The sequence below is a fragment of the Glaciecola sp. MF2-115 genome (genome assembly GCF_047250385.1).
Taxonomy (GTDB): Bacteria; Pseudomonadota; Gammaproteobacteria; order Enterobacterales; family Alteromonadaceae; genus Glaciecola.
The window spans coordinates 55,842-73,905 of the sequence record NZ_JBLBVM010000047.1; the positions used below are offsets into that span (position 1 = coordinate 55,842).

At 41.7% G+C, this 18,064-nt stretch carries 14 protein-coding genes; 3 read left to right on the top strand and 11 right to left on the bottom strand.

What is annotated here, in order from left to right; translation table 11 throughout:
* Window positions 1-28: 28 nt before the first annotated feature.
* The 6 genes from ACKLNX_RS07350 to ACKLNX_RS07375 form a co-directional block, all read right to left on the bottom strand.
* Window positions 29-613: a D-glycero-alpha-D-manno-heptose-1,7-bisphosphate 7-phosphatase gene (locus tag ACKLNX_RS07350; protein ID WP_412971833.1), complete on the bottom strand. Its 585-nt coding sequence runs from the start codon at window positions 611-613 to the stop codon at window positions 29-31.
* Window positions 614-756: 143 nt separating this feature from the next.
* Window positions 757-1,701 (bottom strand): putative RNA methyltransferase, encoded by a 945-nt coding sequence (locus ACKLNX_RS07355; protein ID WP_412971834.1) that lies wholly within the window; start codon window positions 1,699-1,701, stop codon window positions 757-759.
* A 63-nt stretch (window positions 1,702-1,764) separates the two neighbouring features.
* On the bottom strand, window positions 1,765-2,652 hold the full coding sequence (mmsB, locus tag ACKLNX_RS07360) for a 3-hydroxyisobutyrate dehydrogenase (protein ID WP_412971835.1): 888 nt from the start codon (window positions 2,650-2,652) through the stop codon (window positions 1,765-1,767).
* Window positions 2,645-3,859: an enoyl-CoA hydratase/isomerase family protein gene (locus tag ACKLNX_RS07365; protein WP_412971836.1), complete on the bottom strand. Its 1,215-nt coding sequence runs from the start codon at window positions 3,857-3,859 to the stop codon at window positions 2,645-2,647. Before ACKLNX_RS07365 ends, mmsB begins: the two co-directional genes overlap by 8 nt.
* Window positions 3,860-3,868: 9 nt before the next feature.
* Window positions 3,869-5,023, bottom strand: coding sequence for an acyl-CoA dehydrogenase family protein (locus ACKLNX_RS07370; protein WP_411694768.1), 1,155 nt, complete (start codon window positions 5,021-5,023; stop codon window positions 3,869-3,871).
* Between the two features lie 62 nt (window positions 5,024-5,085).
* A complete protein-coding gene (locus tag ACKLNX_RS07375; protein ID WP_412971837.1) occupies window positions 5,086-6,576 on the bottom strand; it encodes a CoA-acylating methylmalonate-semialdehyde dehydrogenase in 1,491 nt (496 codons plus the stop codon).
* Between the two features lie 264 nt (window positions 6,577-6,840).
* On the opposite strand from ACKLNX_RS07375, the gene ACKLNX_RS07380 reads away from it, so the two are divergent.
* Together ACKLNX_RS07380 and ACKLNX_RS07385 are read left to right on the top strand one after the other, a co-directional pair.
* Window positions 6,841-8,499, top strand: a complete 1,659-nt coding sequence (locus ACKLNX_RS07380; RefSeq protein ID WP_412971838.1) for a response regulator — start codon at window positions 6,841-6,843, stop codon at window positions 8,497-8,499.
* Window positions 8,500-8,562: 63 nt separating this feature from the next.
* Window positions 8,563-9,051, top strand: coding sequence for a glutathione peroxidase (locus tag ACKLNX_RS07385; RefSeq protein ID WP_412971839.1), 489 nt, complete (start codon window positions 8,563-8,565; stop codon window positions 9,049-9,051).
* A gap of 62 nt (window positions 9,052-9,113) precedes the next feature.
* On the opposite strand, the gene ACKLNX_RS07390 is transcribed toward ACKLNX_RS07385, so the two are convergent.
* Window positions 9,114-9,890, bottom strand: coding sequence for a methyltransferase domain-containing protein (locus tag ACKLNX_RS07390; RefSeq protein WP_412971840.1), 777 nt, complete (start codon window positions 9,888-9,890; stop codon window positions 9,114-9,116).
* Between the two features lie 202 nt (window positions 9,891-10,092).
* Window positions 10,093-10,851: a Nif3-like dinuclear metal center hexameric protein gene (locus ACKLNX_RS07395; protein WP_412971841.1), complete on the bottom strand. Its 759-nt coding sequence runs from the start codon at window positions 10,849-10,851 to the stop codon at window positions 10,093-10,095.
* A gap of 103 nt (window positions 10,852-10,954) precedes the next feature.
* Here ACKLNX_RS07395 and ACKLNX_RS07400 point away from each other — a divergent pair, with 103 nt between their 5' ends.
* On the top strand, window positions 10,955-11,317 hold the full coding sequence (locus ACKLNX_RS07400) for a hypothetical protein (RefSeq protein WP_412971842.1): 363 nt from the start codon (window positions 10,955-10,957) through the stop codon (window positions 11,315-11,317).
* Between the two features lie 184 nt (window positions 11,318-11,501).
* On the opposite strand, the gene sohB is transcribed toward ACKLNX_RS07400, so the two are convergent.
* From sohB to ACKLNX_RS07415, 3 genes are all read right to left on the bottom strand, one after another.
* Complete coding sequence (sohB, locus tag ACKLNX_RS07405) at window positions 11,502-12,527, bottom strand: protease SohB (RefSeq protein WP_412971843.1); 1,026 nt, start codon at window positions 12,525-12,527, stop codon at window positions 11,502-11,504.
* Between the two features lie 171 nt (window positions 12,528-12,698).
* The gene (locus ACKLNX_RS07410) at window positions 12,699-15,245 is read right to left on the bottom strand and encodes an acylase (RefSeq protein WP_412971844.1); all 2,547 of its coding nucleotides are present in this window, start codon (window positions 15,243-15,245) and stop codon (window positions 12,699-12,701) included.
* Window positions 15,246-15,454: 209 nt separating this feature from the next.
* Entirely contained in the window at window positions 15,455-18,049 is a 2,595-nt protein-coding gene (locus tag ACKLNX_RS07415) for a VolA/Pla-1 family phospholipase (RefSeq protein WP_412971845.1), read from the bottom strand.
* Between the last annotated feature and the right edge of the window lie 15 nt (window positions 18,050-18,064).

Below are 18,064 nucleotides of genomic sequence, written 5' to 3' on the forward strand. Positions count from 1 at the left end.
ACTTGATTCCTTAACGGTTTTTTAATCTTTAGATAAAGTTACTCGAAAGGACAGAATGAAGCGTGTGGGACGTTGTGATTATTGTCCCCTTGCGATCGATTGATGAAAGCAATTCTCGCGCATTGTCGAGCTTTTCGGAGCTTAAAAAATCCTCGTTAAACCACACCACTTCCCTCAAGCCGGCATTTATGGCTACTTGCACATCAGATAACTTATCTCCTACCATAATACTCTCAGAGAGGCTTACAGCGTGTTTTAAGGCTGCGTCAAATAGCATACCGGCTTCTGGTTTCCTACAAGTACAAACCTTTTTGTATTTTTCTAATTTAGCGTCGGGATGATGTGGGCAAAATAGAACGTCATCAATATGCGCATTTCTCTGTTTAAATTCGGCGATCATCCAAACGCTCAAGCTTTCAAAGTCTGACTCTGTGTACATCCCGCGCCCTATCCCAGACTGATTTGTGACGACTATCGTTGTATAGCCTTGCTCATTCGCACGCTTGACTAGTTCAAATGCTCCTTCGATGAAATCGAATTCGCTTTTTTTGTAGACGTAGCCATGATTAACATTGATTACGCCATCTCTATCTAAAAACAATGCTTTCGTCATTAATGCTTCTCTTCATTTGATTTTATTTGCGTTGTTTGTTCTTGCGTTAGCTATTTTTGCTATAGTTGGTCTTGTATTGCAAGGTCTTATATTGGATGTTCTTGACTTGTTTGTTTCACGCTAGTTTGTACTCTAAACTGGCGCTAATCCTTAGTTTCATTTACGTATTGTTCGTCGATACAAGCCTTCTTCCAAACATGAATGACAAAATCGGCGGTAACGCTGCTCAGATGATTTTTGATATTTGTTTTTTGTACTTCATTCGTTTTCCAGAAGAACGGTGTCATTTGTAATAAAGCTAACCTCATCTCGCTACTATCTAATTTTACCTTAAACTTAAGTTTGTGCTGCTCAGCCAATTCAAAACCATTCAAGCTGAAATTACTTTCCTGATGATATTCGGGTTTCTCGTACACCATCTCTTTTAATTCAAATAGGTGCTTAGGTGCCGGATCGACAGTAATAACAAATCCATTCGCTTTGAGGATCCGCGCATATTCTTTTGCGCATGAAGGTGCGAATACTTGTAAAACGATATCTTGAGAATTATCGACTAGAGGTATGTTTATTGTAGACGCTACAACCAATTGCTTATCTTTATTTCTCTTCGAGGCTGCCACAACAGCTGGCTTGGAAATATCGTGCCCAGAGAATGAAAAAAGCAGCTTATTTTCAGTTGAATTCACAGCAGAAAGCAAGTCTGAAAGCGCTTGCAGATAGTAACCCTCCCCACAGCCTGAGTCGTATATATTTATTGGCCCCAGACCGCTACCAGCAAGGTTACGCGATACCAAAAAAGACTCGTTGTTACGCGATACTTGAGTGACAATCAGTTCACTTAGTTTACTCACCAATGCTTGATAAGGTTTTTCGCTAAAAAAGGTACTTCTAGCTTGTACCATTTGAGCGTCATCACCCGGCATTTTCGATCGTTTATTTTGCACCGGCAGCAAGTTCACATAACCCTGTTTTGCTTTGTCAAAACTATGTTTGTTGGCACAGAACCAAGTTGATAGCATTCTATCTGATGTATCGTCTTGATGAGTTTTAAGAGGTAAATTGCAAAGTGGGCATTGCCACATAATCATGAAAGCTTAGTTTGTTAATGTGAGGGTATGATATCACACCCTCACAAAAACGATGAAGCTGAGTTAATCGTGTTTATATGCATTAAAAATACTAGAAAAGTCTAATTTTCCATTACCTGCATTGCCATGTATTTGGAACATAGACTTGGCTAATTGACCAAGCGGAACAACTGACTGCTTATTAGCGGCCGTGCTCATAGCAAGACCGAGATCTTTATTCATCAAATCAACCATGAAGCCGCCTTGATAGCCCTTTGATGATGGCACATTCTCCATTACATCAGGACAAGGGTTATACAGCTCCAAGGTCCAGTTGCGGCCAGAACTTTGTAGCATGATATCAGACATAACTTTAGGATCGAGACCGTTGTCTATACCCATTTGTAAGGCTTCGGACGTTCCAGCCATGAGAATTGCCAAGAGCATATTGTTGCATATTTTAGCGACTTGACCTGCACCAACATCACCTGCATGGAAAATGTTCTTTCCCATTGCATTCAAAAAGCCTTCAGCACTTTCGAAATCTAATTTATCACCACCTACGATAAAGGTAAGTGTGCCTGCTGCTGCTCCAGCAACGCCTCCAGACACGGGTGCATCGATAAAACGATGTCCCAATTGCTTTAGTCTTTTTCCAATAGTGATTGCCGCACTTGATTCAATCGTACTGCAATCGATGAACAAGGCATTAGCAGATATATTGTTCACAATGCCCTCTTCACCAAAATACAGAGACTCAACATGCTTATCCGCTGGTAGCATTGAAATAACAACATCTGCATTGGAAACGGCTTCCGCGACGCTTTTGCTTGGATTAGCGCCAGCATCTGCTAATAGTTGTACTTGCGACTCTACAAGATCAAAGACGGTAGTATTGAACCCAGCCTTAACTAGGTTTTTGGCCATTGATGCGCCCATGTTACCTAGGCCAAAAAATGCGATATTAGACATGCTTAACTCCATAAGTTTCTTCTAGATGATGCAATGGGTGGACAATGTCACTATTATCGTTGTTTTTCGTAATTCCCACTTTCGCAACATCAAGATAAGTAAAATGCGATTCAATCACCTCAACTGGTACTTCATTTCTGCTTTTGTAAAGCCATTGAGGCGCAAGGTCTTTGTCGATAAGTAAAGCTCTCACACCTTCCTCAAATTCACCGTACATACTGCAGCTAAGCGCCATGCTCAACTCTTGTCTAAAACAATCAGCTAATGAAAGACTGTGACTCCGGCTTAGTTGTTCAAATACTAAATTAGCCGTTATTGGACTACCATTTTCTAAGGTGCTTAATGCTCTTGACCACCACTTATCGCCCGCTTTCTCTTCAACTATTTTAGAAACCACAGAAACAGCTTCCCTAAGTGAATTTGCAGTTCCCAATGAGCTTAAAAGATTAAAGTTAGGAGATAATCTTGGTTCAACTGAAGCAAAACTGACAGCGTCAATAGTTTGCAACTCACTCAGCGCTTTATCTACTGTCGTTTCAGACACGACATCCATCGATACCAATGTGGACAACAATGTTTGCTTGCTTAGCGAAGATAGCTTGTGACTCGCCAATTCGACATCAAACGCATCGATACCGTTAAAGCTCGCTCCTGTTAAACCTAGGAATAAGCCAATACCCGAAGGCATTTTATTCAGGAAGTAACTACCACCCACATCGGGAAACAAGCCAATACTGATTTCTGGCATCGCGATTTTCGATGTTTCCGTCGCGATTGCAAATTGAGAGGCCGCGAATAAACCTAAACCGCCGCCCATGACTATTCCACTGCCCCAAGTAACGATAGGTTTTGGATAAGTATGAATGCAGTAATCTAATGCATACTCTTGTGTGAAAAAGTCACTTAAGAACTCAGGTGGGCTTTCAAGCTTCTCATTTGCTTTTAGGTTTTGTTCTTCACGCACGTTTTTCATGGCTTGATACATAGACACCACATCACCGCCAGCACAGAAGGCTTTACCCCCAGCGCCTTCAATGAAAATGGCAACGACCGATTGATCATTGCGCCATTCATTTAAATACTTGGTCATCAATTGCACCATTTCGAGATTCAGTGCATTCAGAGACTTTTCTTTATTGAGTGTGATAACACCGATATATTCGCCTGAAACATTGCGCGCGAGTAGTTTGGGCTCAATAACTGCCATTGTGCTCACCTATAGTATTTCTATATTGGATGAAATGAGGCGACGCCCAATGATAACGCGCATTATTTCATTCGTACCTTCAAGAATTTGATGCACTCTCACATCACGCACGTGGCGCTCCAAAGGATACTCTTTGATATAGCCGTAACCACCATGAATCTGCAAGGCTTGATTACATACTTCAAAGCCGACGTCAGTAGCAAAACGCTTCGCCATAGCACAATACGTGCTCTTGTCCGCATGATTGTTATCTAATTTACTCGCCGCTAACCTAACAAGTTGCCTAGCAGCAACAAGTTCAGTTGCCATATCAGCAAGTTTGAATTGAAGTGCTTGAAAAGCAGCCAGAGGTTTACCGAACTGTGTTCTTTCTTGCATGTAAGCTTGCGCAGTGTTTAAGGCTTGCTGCGCAGTACCGATAGAACATGTCGCAATATTCACACGTCCACCATCAAGCCCTTGCATAGCGAATTTGAAGCCTTCGCCCTCATTGCCCAATAAAGCGGAATCGCTTATCTCTACGTTATCAAAGGTAATCATGCGAGTCGGCTGAGCATTCCAGCCCATCTTTTCTTCGGCTTTACCATATTCGACGCCTTTTGCATCGGCAGGCACAACAAAAGCAGACACGCCGCCCGCACCGGCTTCACCAGTGCGCGCCATAACTACAAGAACTTGAGTTGCCCCAGCTCCTGAGATGAACACTTTAGAGCCATTTAGTACGTAACCAGTATCCGTTTTTTTCGCTGTAGAACGCATTGAGGCCGCGTCTGAACCTGAACCAGGCTCTGTTAGACAATAGCTTGCTATGGAAGCACCTGTCACTAATGAGGGCATCCATTTCTCTTTCGCCTCAGCCGTTCCCCAGGTGGCAATCATCCACGTCGCCATATTGTGAATTGTTAGCATCGCGGTAGTCGTCGTACAACCCATTGAAAGTTGTTCGAAGATAATCGAGGAATCAAGACGAGGAAGTCCCAAGCCTCCCTCATCTTCTGGTGTGTACAAGCAGCAAAATCCGAGCTCACCCGCTTTCTGAATTGCTTCAATAGGAAAATAATGTTCTTGATCCCATTTCGCTGCGAAAGGCGCTAATTCTTGCTCAGCAAATTGCCTCGCTGTCTCAGCAAATGCTGTTTGATCTTCATTTAATTCAAAATTCATATTATGTAAGCTCTTTTATCACATTCATTCAAAAATTACGCACTGCTAACAAAAGCAGTGAATTACTTTAATTCAATGGTCATGTTTGGACCTGAAGGAATATCGTCATCTAACCAACGAGCAGTGATGGTTTTTGTTTCGGTGTAAAAACGCACACCTTGCTTACCATATGCGTGCAGATCTCCGTAAAAAGAATTCTTCCAACCAGTGAATGAGAAGAATGGAAGTGGGACAGGAATAGGCACATTAATACCAACTTGACCAACTTCAATGTCGCTCTGATACTTACGAGCAGCTGCGCCGCTAGCGGTAAATATTGAAGTACCATTACCAAATGGATTAGCGTTAACAAGCGCGATAGCTTCTTCAAGTGTGTTAACCACCATGCAACATAAAACAGGACCAAATATCTCTTGTTGATAAATGCTCATTTCAGTCGTTACATCAGAAAATACTGTTGGACCAACCCAGTTACCGTTTTCATAACCTTCTAGTGTGAAGTCTGAACCATCAACCAAACAAGTAGCGCCTTGTTTCTTGCCTTCCTCGATGAATGACAATACTTTCGCTTTTGCTTGTGGGCTGATAAGCGGGCCGTAACCTGCGTTTTCGTCATTCCAAAGACCCGGCTTCACTTCAGCAATTTTCTTAGCCAACTCTGGGATCCAATCCGCACTGCTGCCAACAAACACAGCTACTGAAATAGCCATACAACGCTGACCTGCCGCACCAACACTAGCACCCACTAAGTTATTCAAAACGAAATCTTTGTTTGCGTCAGGCATAATTACAGAGTGGTTTTTTGCACCTGCGAAACATTGTGCACGTTTCATATTGTCAGTTGCTGTTTTATAGATGTGTTGACCAACAGGCACACTTCCGACAAATGAGACAGCTTGAATTGCATCATGATTAAGCAAATAGTTAACCTGGTCTTTACCACCGTGCAATACGTTTAACAAACCTTTTGGCGCGCCGGCTTGCAAGAACAATTCAGCCAATTTCATTGGTGTTTTTGGATCTTGTTCAGATGGTTTTAAAATGAACGTATTACCGCAAGCTATTGCCATTGGGAACATCCATAAAGGTATCATTGCCGGGAAGTTGAATGGCGTTATACCTAAACAAACGCCCAAAGGCTGGATCATGCTATATGTATCGATGTTTGTAGCGACGTTCTCTACAGTCTCGCCCATCATCATTGAACAAATATTGGCTGCTTGTTCAACAACTTCGATGCCGCGCCAAACATCACCTTTTGCATCGGCAAATGTTTTACCCGTTTCTTCGCTCAAAATTGTCGCGATCTCATCGTGATTTTCTTTTAGTAGATGCTGATAACGCATCATTAAACGCGCTCTTTCTGGAACCGGTATTTTCTTCCAAGTCTTGAATGCAGTAGTTGCTGCGCTTATTGCCTGCTCCATTTCAATATCGGTTGCACATGGTGCATGTGCTATAACCTCGTTGTTTGCAGGGTTTGTCACTTCAATGAAGTCATTGGTTTTGGACTGGACGAATTGTCCATCGATTAGTTGAGCTATCTTATTCATGGGAAACCTTAAAGTGATTCAATCAGTGCGTTGGGTGATACAGTAAACTGGCATTACCTTTACGTAAACGTAAAGTATAGTCGACTGACTGATTTGTTGTAAAGTTATTGTTACGAGAACGTTAGCTTATGCTCAATTTGAGGGCACTGAAAGACCTATGTATTTTAGTGCATACCCAAAATTAGGCTAAAAGTCCATCAACTTGAATGCATCTTGTACTGTCAATTGCTATGCTCAGTTTAGACCAAAAGAAAAGAACTCGATATGAATAAGCATAAAATCAAAATCGCAATTGTTGAGGATAATGCCACTGCCCGATTAAATCTACGCAGTCATTTATTGTCTTTGGGCGAATTTGATATTGCAAGTTATTCTAATGGTAAAGAACTAAGAAATGGTTTACGTACTATTGATTTCGATATTGTTGTTACAGACTTCCATTTGGGCCAACATAAAAATGGTGTCGAATGGGTACAGTATTTAGCAGAATCAAAGCTTATCAAGCCTTCTACGGGCGTTATATTCTTAACCTCTGATCGTCTGCCACAAACCATCAGTCAGATATTGGATATTCACCCCGATGTGCTTATCATCAAACCATACACAATTAAAACCCTGCACACCTCTGTGAAGCATTATTTGAGCGTACGTGAAAAAATTAAACCTGCACTTGTTTACTTAGACAATGACAAACCTGGTCAAGCACTCAAATTTCTGGATGAAGCCTTAGAAAAGGGCTTGAGTAAGCGAGCGAAAGCCGATTTCATCAAATTAAAGGGGCGCTTATTAATCAATGAACAGCGATATGCAGAAGCGATCGCTCTGTATCAAGACATACTTGAGCGTTCGTCTAATGTACTTTGGGCGCATTGGGGGCTAATCAAAAGTGAGTTTCTCTCTGGCCAATGGCGTCATTGTCAAAACATGTTAGGCGGACTCGTCAGTGAGCAGCTAACCAAAGACAAAGCTTACGAATGGATGGCATGTGTAGAAATCGGTAAAGAAAACTATGCATTAGCGGAGAAAATTCTTGATCATATCAAGGAGAATGAACTAACGATTCCAGCGACCAAATTAAAAGTACTTGCATACAAAAAGCAGGGCCGAAGCGATGATGCAATCAGGCTATTGGAAAAGAAACGACAGAGTAACTTCACCGTTAAAGAACGTTTTGATGAATACACCATCGAACTTGCTCGCTATCAACTGCAGTTAGCAGAGAATTCAGCGGTAGAAGAGAGAGGTCCCACAATTCATGCAGCTAAATGTCTTATTGGCAATGCCAATCGGAGTATTTTAGACCGTCAAACGCAACATCAGAGAGACTTTATGCTCGCACTAGCAAGTTTGTTAGAAGGCGACCAGCAGAAAGCAGCTCGTATTATCGTCGATAAAACGGTCGGCGATGCGAAAAGTGCAAAATTAACAACGATGGTTGATGCGATTAAAGTTTGGTTTGGCTTAGGTGATGATGAGAAAGCCCGTGAAGTATGGAATGAGGTAGAAAGTAAGCTTTCAGCGAAAGATGACCAAATAGACTTAATTTTGGCAGATAGTATGATACTCGAAGCAGAGAAATCACTCGGTTTGTCTGAGGAAAAAGCAAAACGCGTAAACGATCAGGGCATGGTTTATTACTTAAGTAATAATGTGAGTGAAGCGATGGAGCTATTTTATAAAGCTCGACAGCTTAATCCACAAGTTCCAGCCTTCACTCTGAATCTATTGCAATGCTTAAGTGACATTAAAAAGGCGGAATATAAGGATCAACAAACATTGAGCTTATTTGACGAATTAAAAGACCAAACACTTTCCGACTCTAATCAAAAGCGTTACAACTTAATTAAGAAAAAATTAGGCGACTATCCAGATGCTTACAGAATGCCTCCTTTTGAAGAACAGTTATCGGAAGACGTTGCTTAAACTTACTGACTATTTCAAGAACGCTGTTACAATTAGCAGCAAATTCTTCACTTAGAGTAATTCATGTCAAATTCAATCTATGACCTAGACTATGTCGCAAACAATGGCGAGACAGTCCCCTTCAAGCAATATGCAGGCAAAGTAATACTCATCGTAAACACTGCGAGTAAATGCGGATTTACGCCTCAGTATGATGGTTTGGAGGCTTTGTACAAAACACATCAAGAGAAGGGCTTAGAGATAATTGGTTTTCCATGTGATCAATTTGGTCATCAGGAACCCGGCACTGACAGTGACATCGCACAATTTTGTGAAATGCGTTTTAATCTTTCATTTCCACTTTCGAAGAAGGTTGAAGTCAATGGTGAGAATGCTGCGCCAATTTATCAGTTATTGAAAAACGAAGCACCTGGCATTCTTGGCACGAAACGCATCAAATGGAACTTCACAAAGTTCTTAGTCGGTAAAAATGGTGAAGTACTCAAGCGCTATAGCCCAACAACTAAGCCTGAACAAATTGAAGCAGACATAACTGCAGCACTTAACGCTTAAAAAATGCGCGTTGCGAAAAAAGTATGTTTTTCGTTCTTAACGCTTTGCAATGAACTTTTTCTTTACTGCTTCACAATTACCAAATGGAAATATTTACCGAGCCACATAAACGGCTCGGTAGCTCCATGTTCTAACTCTAATTCTAATAATTTTTCATACTCATCAACTTGCTTTGTGCGGTCATGTAAGTAATCGTGAAAGCAACGAATTCCGGCTTTATGTTCAACAATGTAATCGGGGTAAGTTTCATTTATGTACTGAATGATATCGAGTGGACGTTGCGCATTATGAGGATTCAACTTCACCTGATTCCGAGTATTCAAACCGGCATTAATATAATCGAAGTTCCCCCATATCGCATTATTAAAAAGAGCGGCATCACGATTGAAAAAGCTTAAGGAAAGCCTCCCGCCTACACTCAACTGCGAAAACAGCTTATCTATAATCTTCAAGGGCTCTTGAACCCACTCTAGTACAGCATGACACAGCACCAGTTCAAAGCTCTCAGAGTCATCCAACGACAATATGTCTTGTTGCGCGATGCTCGTATTGGGGACATCGGCCAAACGCTTCTTTGCAATTTCAAGCACTTCCTCTGAACCATCACACAATGTCACATGATGGCCAGCTTCTGCAAAAGCCAAGGACATGACACCTGTACCACCGCCCGCATCCAACACGTTTAAAGGCTCAATGTTGTGTATTAGTGGCGACAAATAATGTAACAACATTTGATGTCGTAAACGCCCTTTGCTTGTGCCGTAAATATTCTTATCGAATTTATTAGCGATGCCATCAAAGAAGGTATCGCTGGGTATGACTACTTTTGGTTTTCTCATCTTCTAATTTGCTTACGCATTTGATTTATATTTTCGACTAGTTGTTTTTTGCGCTATGCGCTATGTTGGTTGTGTTTCTACAATTCTGCACATCTACGTTTCTACGCTTCTACATTTCTACGCTTCTGCATTCCTGCGTTTCTGCATTCCTACGTTTCTGCGTTTCTGAGCATCTACGTTTTGAAATACAGCGTTTATACACTCAAGCAGGGTTGTCAATATCGACAAATGTTACTTCGAGTCCAGCAGTCTTGCTCAGGTATTCACCAAGTGCCTTGACACCATAGCGCTCAGTCGCATGATGACCCGCGGCGAAATAATGAATATCAAGTTCACGTGCGCTGTGAGTTGTCTGTTCTGAAATCTCACCGGAGATAAATGCGTCGACGCCAATCTCTGCACATGCGTCAATATAGCCTTGACCTCCACCAGTACACCAAGCAATTCGTTTAATTGGTCGATTTGTGTTTCCACTTACATGTATTACGTCCCTGCTAAGCGCCTTGACGATTTGCATTTGAAAGTCCTCTGCGCTTTGCTTAGCACTTAAGTCTCCAAACATTACTATCCCTTGAGGCTTTAAACCTGGGTGATTCTGAATACTTCCTATGTTGAGCAACTTACCTAATTGTGCGTTATTTCCCAATTCTGGATGAATATCGATTGGCAAGTGATAAGCGAGCAGGTTTATATTATGCGTCAACAAGGATTTGATTCGGCGCATTTTAATCCCTGTAATGGCTTGCGACTCCCCTTTCCAAAAATATCCGTGATGAACCAAAACACAGTCAGCTTGTTGCTTTATCGCTGCATCAATCAATGCTTGTGACGCCGTAACGCCCGTAATGACTCGATTAATCTCCTCAGAACCCTCAACCTGCAGCCCATTCGGACAATAGTCATTGATCAAGTCGGGTTGTAGCAATTCGTCAATTAAGGTAATAAATTCATGTCTTTTCACAAAAATACGGCTCCAATGAACTCAAATTAGACATTTGAAATAAAAAAGGTTTACACTGTAACTATATTAACATTACTACAACAAAAAGGGTTCATAAGAACGTATGAGCAAATTAGACAAAGACAGCGTCTTAGCAAAATTCACGGCGGCCTATGAGGCAGCAAATGGTAAAGCACCAACTATCGAAGCAAAAGGTGGTTGGTACAGTGTCGACGGCGGTAAAAACGTTCGTTTAGCACAGTTGGATGAAATGGCTGATGGTATGGCTGCTCCCGCTCCTAAAAAAGCAAAAGCAGAGAAACCAGCAAAAGCAGAGAAGCCGAAGGCTGCCGCGAAAGCAGAAAAGCCTAAAGCCCCTGCTAAAACAAAAGCTAAGGCGAAAAAGTCTACATCTAGTTTCTCAGTGAAAGACTTTTATACTAAGCAAATTCAAGAATCTAATCCTGGCGCTAAGGCACCTCGATAAGTATCCTGAGAGTAGCTTAAGACTAGCTATTAAAATTTAGCGATAAAAAAAGCGGCATTGCCGCTTTTTTATTGTCTTTTTTAGCTGTTGTTTTCTAACTATTGTTTCGTAATTAGCTAAATTCGTAGTTAGCTAAATTCGTAGTTTCCTAGTTTCCTAGTTTCCTAGTTTCCTAAAAACAATACTAACGATAAAGTTTATTGCCTGCATCAACAAGTCTCATAAAAGTTTGCTCAAGCGCTTTATATGCTGAAAATCCAAGCTTCTGGGCTAGCGTTTTCTTAGCCGCGTACTTAATAGCATATAATTTATGAGTATTATTAGCTTCCATTAAGAAGTCGTCTGACGTTTTCAATTCATCAACCAAGTTCAAATCTTTAGCACGCTGACCATACCAGTATTCACCTGTCGCGACTTTATCTATATCTAGCTCCGAGCGATGCTGCTTAACAAAGTCTTTGAACATAAGGTGTACATCTTCAATTTCTTCTTTGAATTTCGCTCGCCCTTCAGCAGTATTCTCACCGAACATGGTTAAAGTGCGTTTAAAGTCACCGGCAGTATGTTGTTCAAATTCTATGTCATTTTTCTTCAACACTTTGTTGAAGTTAGGTAACTGAGCGATAACACCAATAGAGCCGATAATAGCAAATGGCGCACTGATAACGTGGTCTGCGACGCAGGCCATCATATAACCACCACTAGCAGCTACTTTATCAACACTAACAGTGAGTTTAATTTGTTTGTCTTTAATACGTTGAAGTTGGGATGCAGCTAATCCATATCCATGTACTACGCCACCACCACTTTCAACGTTAACTAAAACTTCATCATCTTTCGTTGCCACACATAACACTGCGGTAATTTCCTCACGCAGTTGTTCAACTTCTTGGGCATTCATGGAACCATTAAAGTTTAGGACAAAAAGATTCTTTTTCTTTGCTTCATCTTTGGAGGATTTCTTTTTTTCCTTTTCTTTTTTCTTCTCTTCTTTCTCTAATTTTTTTAGTTCATCCTTGCTTAAAAGAACATGCTGAGCTTGATTCTTGATATCATCAAAGTGCTCTGAAAGAGATTCAAACTCCAGATTTCCGCTAGTTTGCTTTTGTTTCGAGGCCATTCCGACGATGAAACCAACAACGACGACAATCGCCACGACTATGGTAATTGCCTTGGCTAAAAACAAACCATATACAAATAAAAATTCCAAATTTCACTCCTAGTTACTACTTTTTCTCGGCATATTTGGGGCCGAAAACACAAAATAAAAGGACCTTTCGGTCCTTCCATCAATTCGCTAGTTAATTGCACTAACTTTAATGCGTAGTTTTATACCATAAAATCACGCAAAAATTTGAGTTAAACAAACAATATTCTACAATTATTCTTGCGCTGCGTTAGATATATTCATTTCTTTCACAAGATTCGCGGCAATATCTTCTTCAGTAAAACGCAAAGGTCTTAACTGAGGCTGAGTAGAATACAAACCTGTCTGGTCATCAAATTGTTCTGATTCCGGATTATGCGATTGAGAATAGCTGAGCAAACCCCTAGCAACCGGGCCATTTTCCGTAAAGTTTGCGATAAACATCCAGCTACTTCCATAAGCAATATGATAGCCTTTAGCTTCAGCGCTCAAAATAGAAGTGTTATCCATCATTGGGTAAGTATGGCGCGGTATTTCAGTGCCGTTATTACCAGTGCTTGAGTTAAAGACATTGAATCCACCTTCGACATTATGTGCTCCACCCCAAGGGAAACGCTCCCCACTTGCTTGTCCGTTAGCCGTGCTTTTCTCAACAAACTGTACTTCCCCTAAGCTTGCATCTAGCTCAATACCAGCACGCTGGATCTTATCAATAGCCACTGCAAGCTGTTGGACCGTGGTTGAGTTATCAATTAAGCCGCGCGGAGTATTAATTGGATCGCTTACATCATAGGCTACAGACCATTGAGGATTTCGTGCAAACTGAAATGCAAATTCTCTAAATACATGTGCGCCAACACTTTCCGTATTCATCTTTGAATCCCACGCATTTAAAGCGTCGCAACCCTCGGCAATGTTTACTGTAGCAGTACCGATATCAACGTCTTCTTCGCGATTAGCTTGGCATATTGACAATAGTTCCGACAGTATCGCTTCACTAAGGTAATTACGATTTCCCAATAGGGCTTCTTCCACTTCGGCAATAGTGAATTTACCATCAGAGCCAGCAGCGTCAGATAACAACTTATGTGCCATCCTTGAACGCAATGATTGCTCATTTCCAACTTTTCCATACAAAGGTGAAACGTCAGTAATTGGATTTTCTAAGTTTGTCAGCCAAAAGCTATCATTAGAGTTTTGTACATAATCTGTACCTTCATATTTTGGCGCACTGTCGTATGAAACTGGAAAATTGAAATCAAATGCGCTTGCGAAACCTGGAAGCACTGTAAAACCAGCTAACTGCTTAGTTTGAATAAGTACAGGGTTTGTAGTTAATGCATTGATTGCAGTTGAAGTTAAACCGGGAACCGTAGAGTCATCGATGTAGAAGACCTCACCCGATTTCGAAGCTGCCATGGTATTGTTAAAAATAACGCCGTCGTAATCTTTAAACGCTTGCTTGAATTCAGTCATATTGGTTGACAGATTCATCGCTAACCAATGATCAAAAATATCATAGTTAGGTAAGTTTGCATCCTTAATAGCGAAAGCAGATCCACCGTTTTCCCAATCAAAATTGCCAGGTACGACGATCATAGGACCATAATTTGTTGTGTAACTGTTTTTCTTCAGCTTAATCGTTTGTCCCGGTGCTACCGCGACATCAATACTTAACTCCTTCTTATAGATAGTCCTCTTTTGACCGTCTACCGAATGTGTTAAGTTGCTTTGATCACTCGAATCTAAGGCGAGTTGATAAACAACAAAGTGCTCTGCCGTTGAGAAAGTATGCGTCCATGCTACATTTTCATTGAATCCGATATTAACCGCGCCAGGTAGACCCATTAGTGAGCCACCCATTACGTTCAAATGGCCAGGGATCGTTGTATGAAATTGCCAGAATCTCAAGTTTCCAGTATGCGGAAAGTGCGGATTACCTAGTACCATTCCCATACCATTTTCAGTTTTATCAGAGCCCAAGCCCCAACCGTTCGATCCCATTTCTTGTGGATTACGCTCAGGTAAGGACACTTTAGGATTAATTTCAAACGGTATTCCTTGCTCTAAAGAGGAACCAGCAATTGGTGCTGCTGGTGTAGGGAATGGATTTTCACCTGGAGGTGCAGCAATAAACATTGGACCAAGGAAGTTTGCCGCGCCAGGCAAAAGCGCGACACCCAGTGAATAAGTTAATAAATCGACGCTATCAATCTCTTGCACCCAAGGCTGATTTGCACAGCTCGGATCAATATTAGCAACACCAGTATCGTTTAGATATTGATTATAACCTTGCGTATAACCACTTAGTAAAGCGCGACTATTAGCACTTAGAGAAGCAAGATTTTGTTCCGCTGTTTCTCGAATGCCAAGGGTCAAGAAGCCAAAGTCATTAATTAAATGCTCCGAATCACCTGTGCCTGCGTTTCTATCCGGACCTAAAAACTTCGCTCTTTCAGAGTTATATTTAATTATTTGGTCTGCTAAGATACACATATTATCTTGGGCGAAAGCGTAACCGACACCAAATGCCATACTTTCTAAATTGTCCGCTTTGACATGGGGCACGCCATACTCGGTCCAACGAATGTTCGCTTGCAATTCACCATCAGCATCGAATGCTGGTAATGAAGGAGCCACAGGAGGCGTAGTTGGAGGAGTAACCGGCAGCGGTTGTGTTACTTCGTATTGCTTATCATCACTACCACAGCCTGAAAGCGCAACAGCAACAGCAGCAACGGAGATTGAAACTCTAAAACGTGAAAAATCTAAACTTATCAAAACGATGTCCTTATTATTATTTGGGTTCCATGGATCAGTCTAGTCTAAAAAAATAGCGAAGTAATAACAAATTAGTAAAATTTTGTTTCAAAAATGCACGTACTACTTTACACAAACAAATAGACAATTAACTCACATATAAATAGCAGGCAAAAAAAGCCAGCTTTTAAGCTGGCTTTCAAAGATACTTATTTGTTTACAACATTATCTTAGTTAGCAACAACAGCTTCGTTCGTTATAACGATTGCTGTTGCACCTGACCCAACATAGTTAGCCAACTCACGTTGCATTTCCTCCGTAACAGCCGCGCTGCTAGACGGATTCAAGCTACTTGCATGAGCACCTTCAGTAAACTTAACAATGCCGCTAATTGGCGATGTGCTTGCTGCCGTTGATGAAATTTGCTGCAAGCCCATGATATTAGCTAATGCCTGTTGACCAGCTAAAGGAAGCGCTGTCGTTACAGGAATTACTTGGTCTGGCAGATTTGCATCACCGTCACCCACTACAGTCATCATGTGAACAGGCGTGTTGCTTGCCAAAGTACCAAAATAGTTAATAGGGTCAGCAGAGTCGATCATTGTTTGTGCAGCAAATGCGAACTGGCCAAACAATGCGTTAGCACCCGCTAATTGCTCTGGAGTTAAGGCACCTAAGAAACCATTCACAGCACCAACCAATTGCGCTTCAGATACATTTACAGTTCCGAAAGTCGCTATTAAGAAAGCCTGAAAATCAGGTGAGCCTTGAGACAACAACAAGCCTTTTACTAATGGACCAAATGCAGCCGACTCTAGTAAGAAGTTAGCTGTGCCACCACCAGGAGACTCTAACGACGCAGCCTGAATCGCAAACATGCCATCAAAAGCGCTTAATGGACCAGCAAAGCCTGTGTTAGCAATAGATGCGAAGTTGCCGCCAGTTATTGCACCAAGAGAAACACCGAACACAGATACATTTGAAGTATCAATATCAACAGATTGCGTTGTCGTTGTGTCTACAACAGCATTCAAACCCAGTCTTAAGCCTAATAAATCAGACACACTTTGACGTAAGTTATCTCTACCCGTTGGCAATACACCTAAATTCAAGTAGTGCGTAGCACTGACAGTCGTAGCATTAAGTTCATCGGTGCCATCGCCATCTAAATCGAATCCACGAGAACCGTGAATTGGCTGATCAATTGCAACAGTCGCAAAACCAGCTAATGATAATGCACCCGTTACTGCTAACATGTCTTCTTTTTTCGACGTTATACCGTGAGCTAACATCACAACAGGCCAACCTGCATCTGGTTTTGCAATTGCAAACCCTAGCGCCCCGGCTACTTGAACATTAGGTACCGTAATTTGTACATCTAAAGTTTCAAAACCTTGGTTTCCACCTGTCATTTGAGGTACAGGGTTGAATTTGGTTAAGTTACGGTCACGATCTAGTAGCTCGCCGTTAATTCTTACATCAGCTAAACCAACTTGTGTACATAAAGCTGCGTTTGGACCTGGAGTCGCGCTTGGTAGTACAGACGCCGCATTTGCAAGAACGATTCCGCTATCACATGCCGCTTTCCAGAACGTATTGACTGGAGCCAATGGGTTCTCAGCGCTCGGAACACCTGAATAGTATGGTAATGAAATATTACCTTCATAACGAGTTGCTGCGCAGAATTGACCTACTTGGCCCAAAATTCCTGTTGCTACGCCTGCTGCGAAAACATTAACTTCAGCAGTGTCACTACCAAAACCACCGCCAGCACTTACAAGTAAGCCTGAACATGTAGTGAAAGATGAGAAATCAGATGCATTAATAGCTGGAATAAGTGGTTCAGCTTCAGGCGGTAAACCCGCAATCCCCTGCTGCACTGCACCAGCGACTAGTGCTTCTGAAACCAAGCCTAGTGCTTCCATTGAGTTTGGACCTGAGTCAACATCTCTAGCGATAATCGCCGGTAAAGCTTCACCAGCAGTTGGGTCACCAGCAGCTGCGCGCCCAGCAAATTCAGCAATCATTAGTTGCTTAACCGTGTCCAGTACATTAGAGATTGACTGAGTAGTAAATGCAGAAACATAAGTCACGTTGTCTGTTTGTACGCCGGCAGCAGTCAGAGAGTCGAGGTGAAGATTAATTAATTGTTGCAAACTCAGCTGTGAAGCGCTCGCCAAAGGCATAGTATCAATATCTTGTGCAACAAGCTCCCATGTTGTGGAGCCTTTTACCGATTTAGAAGATGAATCTTTCAAATCGTCAGTCATCACCAACAAATAACCTTGAGCAGGTTTAAGCGGTTTTAATGGGATGACAGCGATTGTATTGTTGTCTGTTAAGTTAAGCACATAGTCAACACCAAATGTTAACTTGTCACCTACTTTACAGCCTGCGCTTGGAATCTTTATAGATGCACAGCCAGCATCTTGTTGGTTCAAGCCCAAAGTTGCTTCGTATAAATGAACACCTGCGCTGAGTGTGCTAGCGTCAAGTTGTGTATTTGGAGGCGTTTCAACGTCTATTACGAAAGGTTGAGTAGTTGACCAACCGTCTAAAACATTCAATGCATTTTGAGGGTCACCGAAGTTGCTAGGATCGTCAACAGGAATATTTAAGGTATAATCAAAGAAACCATCATCGCCTGGCAACATTAGCAAATCATTTGGAATATTTAAGTTACCATTTGCCGGATCGAATACGACTCGCGAAAAAGGAGTTTGTGCAGGTGCGTCCTCTCTAAGTTCTTCAAGAGTGTCGCCACCACCGCAACCAGCTAGGCCCAAAGCAGCCAAAACACTAGTGCTAATTAACAATTTGTTCATTCATTTTCCCCACTT

What these genes read in the sequence shown, in the direction of transcription:
- ACKLNX_RS07350 (WP_412971833.1), bottom strand. Translation starts at nt 613, where the DNA reads ATGACGAAAGCATTGTTTTTAGATAGAGATGGCGTAATCAATGTTAAT.
- ACKLNX_RS07355 (WP_412971834.1), bottom strand. Translation starts at nt 1,701, where the DNA reads ATGATTATGTGGCAATGCCCACTTTGCAATTTACCTCTTAAAACTCAT.
- mmsB (WP_412971835.1), bottom strand. Translation starts at nt 2,652, where the DNA reads ATGTCTAATATCGCATTTTTTGGCCTAGGTAACATGGGCGCATCAATG.
- ACKLNX_RS07365 (WP_412971836.1), bottom strand. Translation starts at nt 3,859, where the DNA reads ATGGCAGTTATTGAGCCCAAACTACTCGCGCGCAATGTTTCAGGCGAA.
- ACKLNX_RS07370 (WP_411694768.1), bottom strand. Translation starts at nt 5,023, where the DNA reads ATGAATTTTGAATTAAATGAAGATCAAACAGCATTTGCTGAGACAGCG.
- ACKLNX_RS07375 (WP_412971837.1), bottom strand. Translation starts at nt 6,576, where the DNA reads ATGAATAAGATAGCTCAACTAATCGATGGACAATTCGTCCAGTCCAAA.
- ACKLNX_RS07380 (WP_412971838.1), top strand. Translation starts at nt 6,841, where the DNA reads ATGAATAAGCATAAAATCAAAATCGCAATTGTTGAGGATAATGCCACT.
- ACKLNX_RS07385 (WP_412971839.1), top strand. Translation starts at nt 8,563, where the DNA reads ATGTCAAATTCAATCTATGACCTAGACTATGTCGCAAACAATGGCGAG.
- ACKLNX_RS07390 (WP_412971840.1), bottom strand. Translation starts at nt 9,890, where the DNA reads ATGAGAAAACCAAAAGTAGTCATACCCAGCGATACCTTCTTTGATGGC.
- ACKLNX_RS07400 (WP_412971842.1), top strand. Translation starts at nt 10,955, where the DNA reads ATGAGCAAATTAGACAAAGACAGCGTCTTAGCAAAATTCACGGCGGCC.
- ACKLNX_RS07415 (WP_412971845.1), bottom strand. Translation starts at nt 18,049, where the DNA reads ATGAACAAATTGTTAATTAGCACTAGTGTTTTGGCTGCTTTGGGCCTA.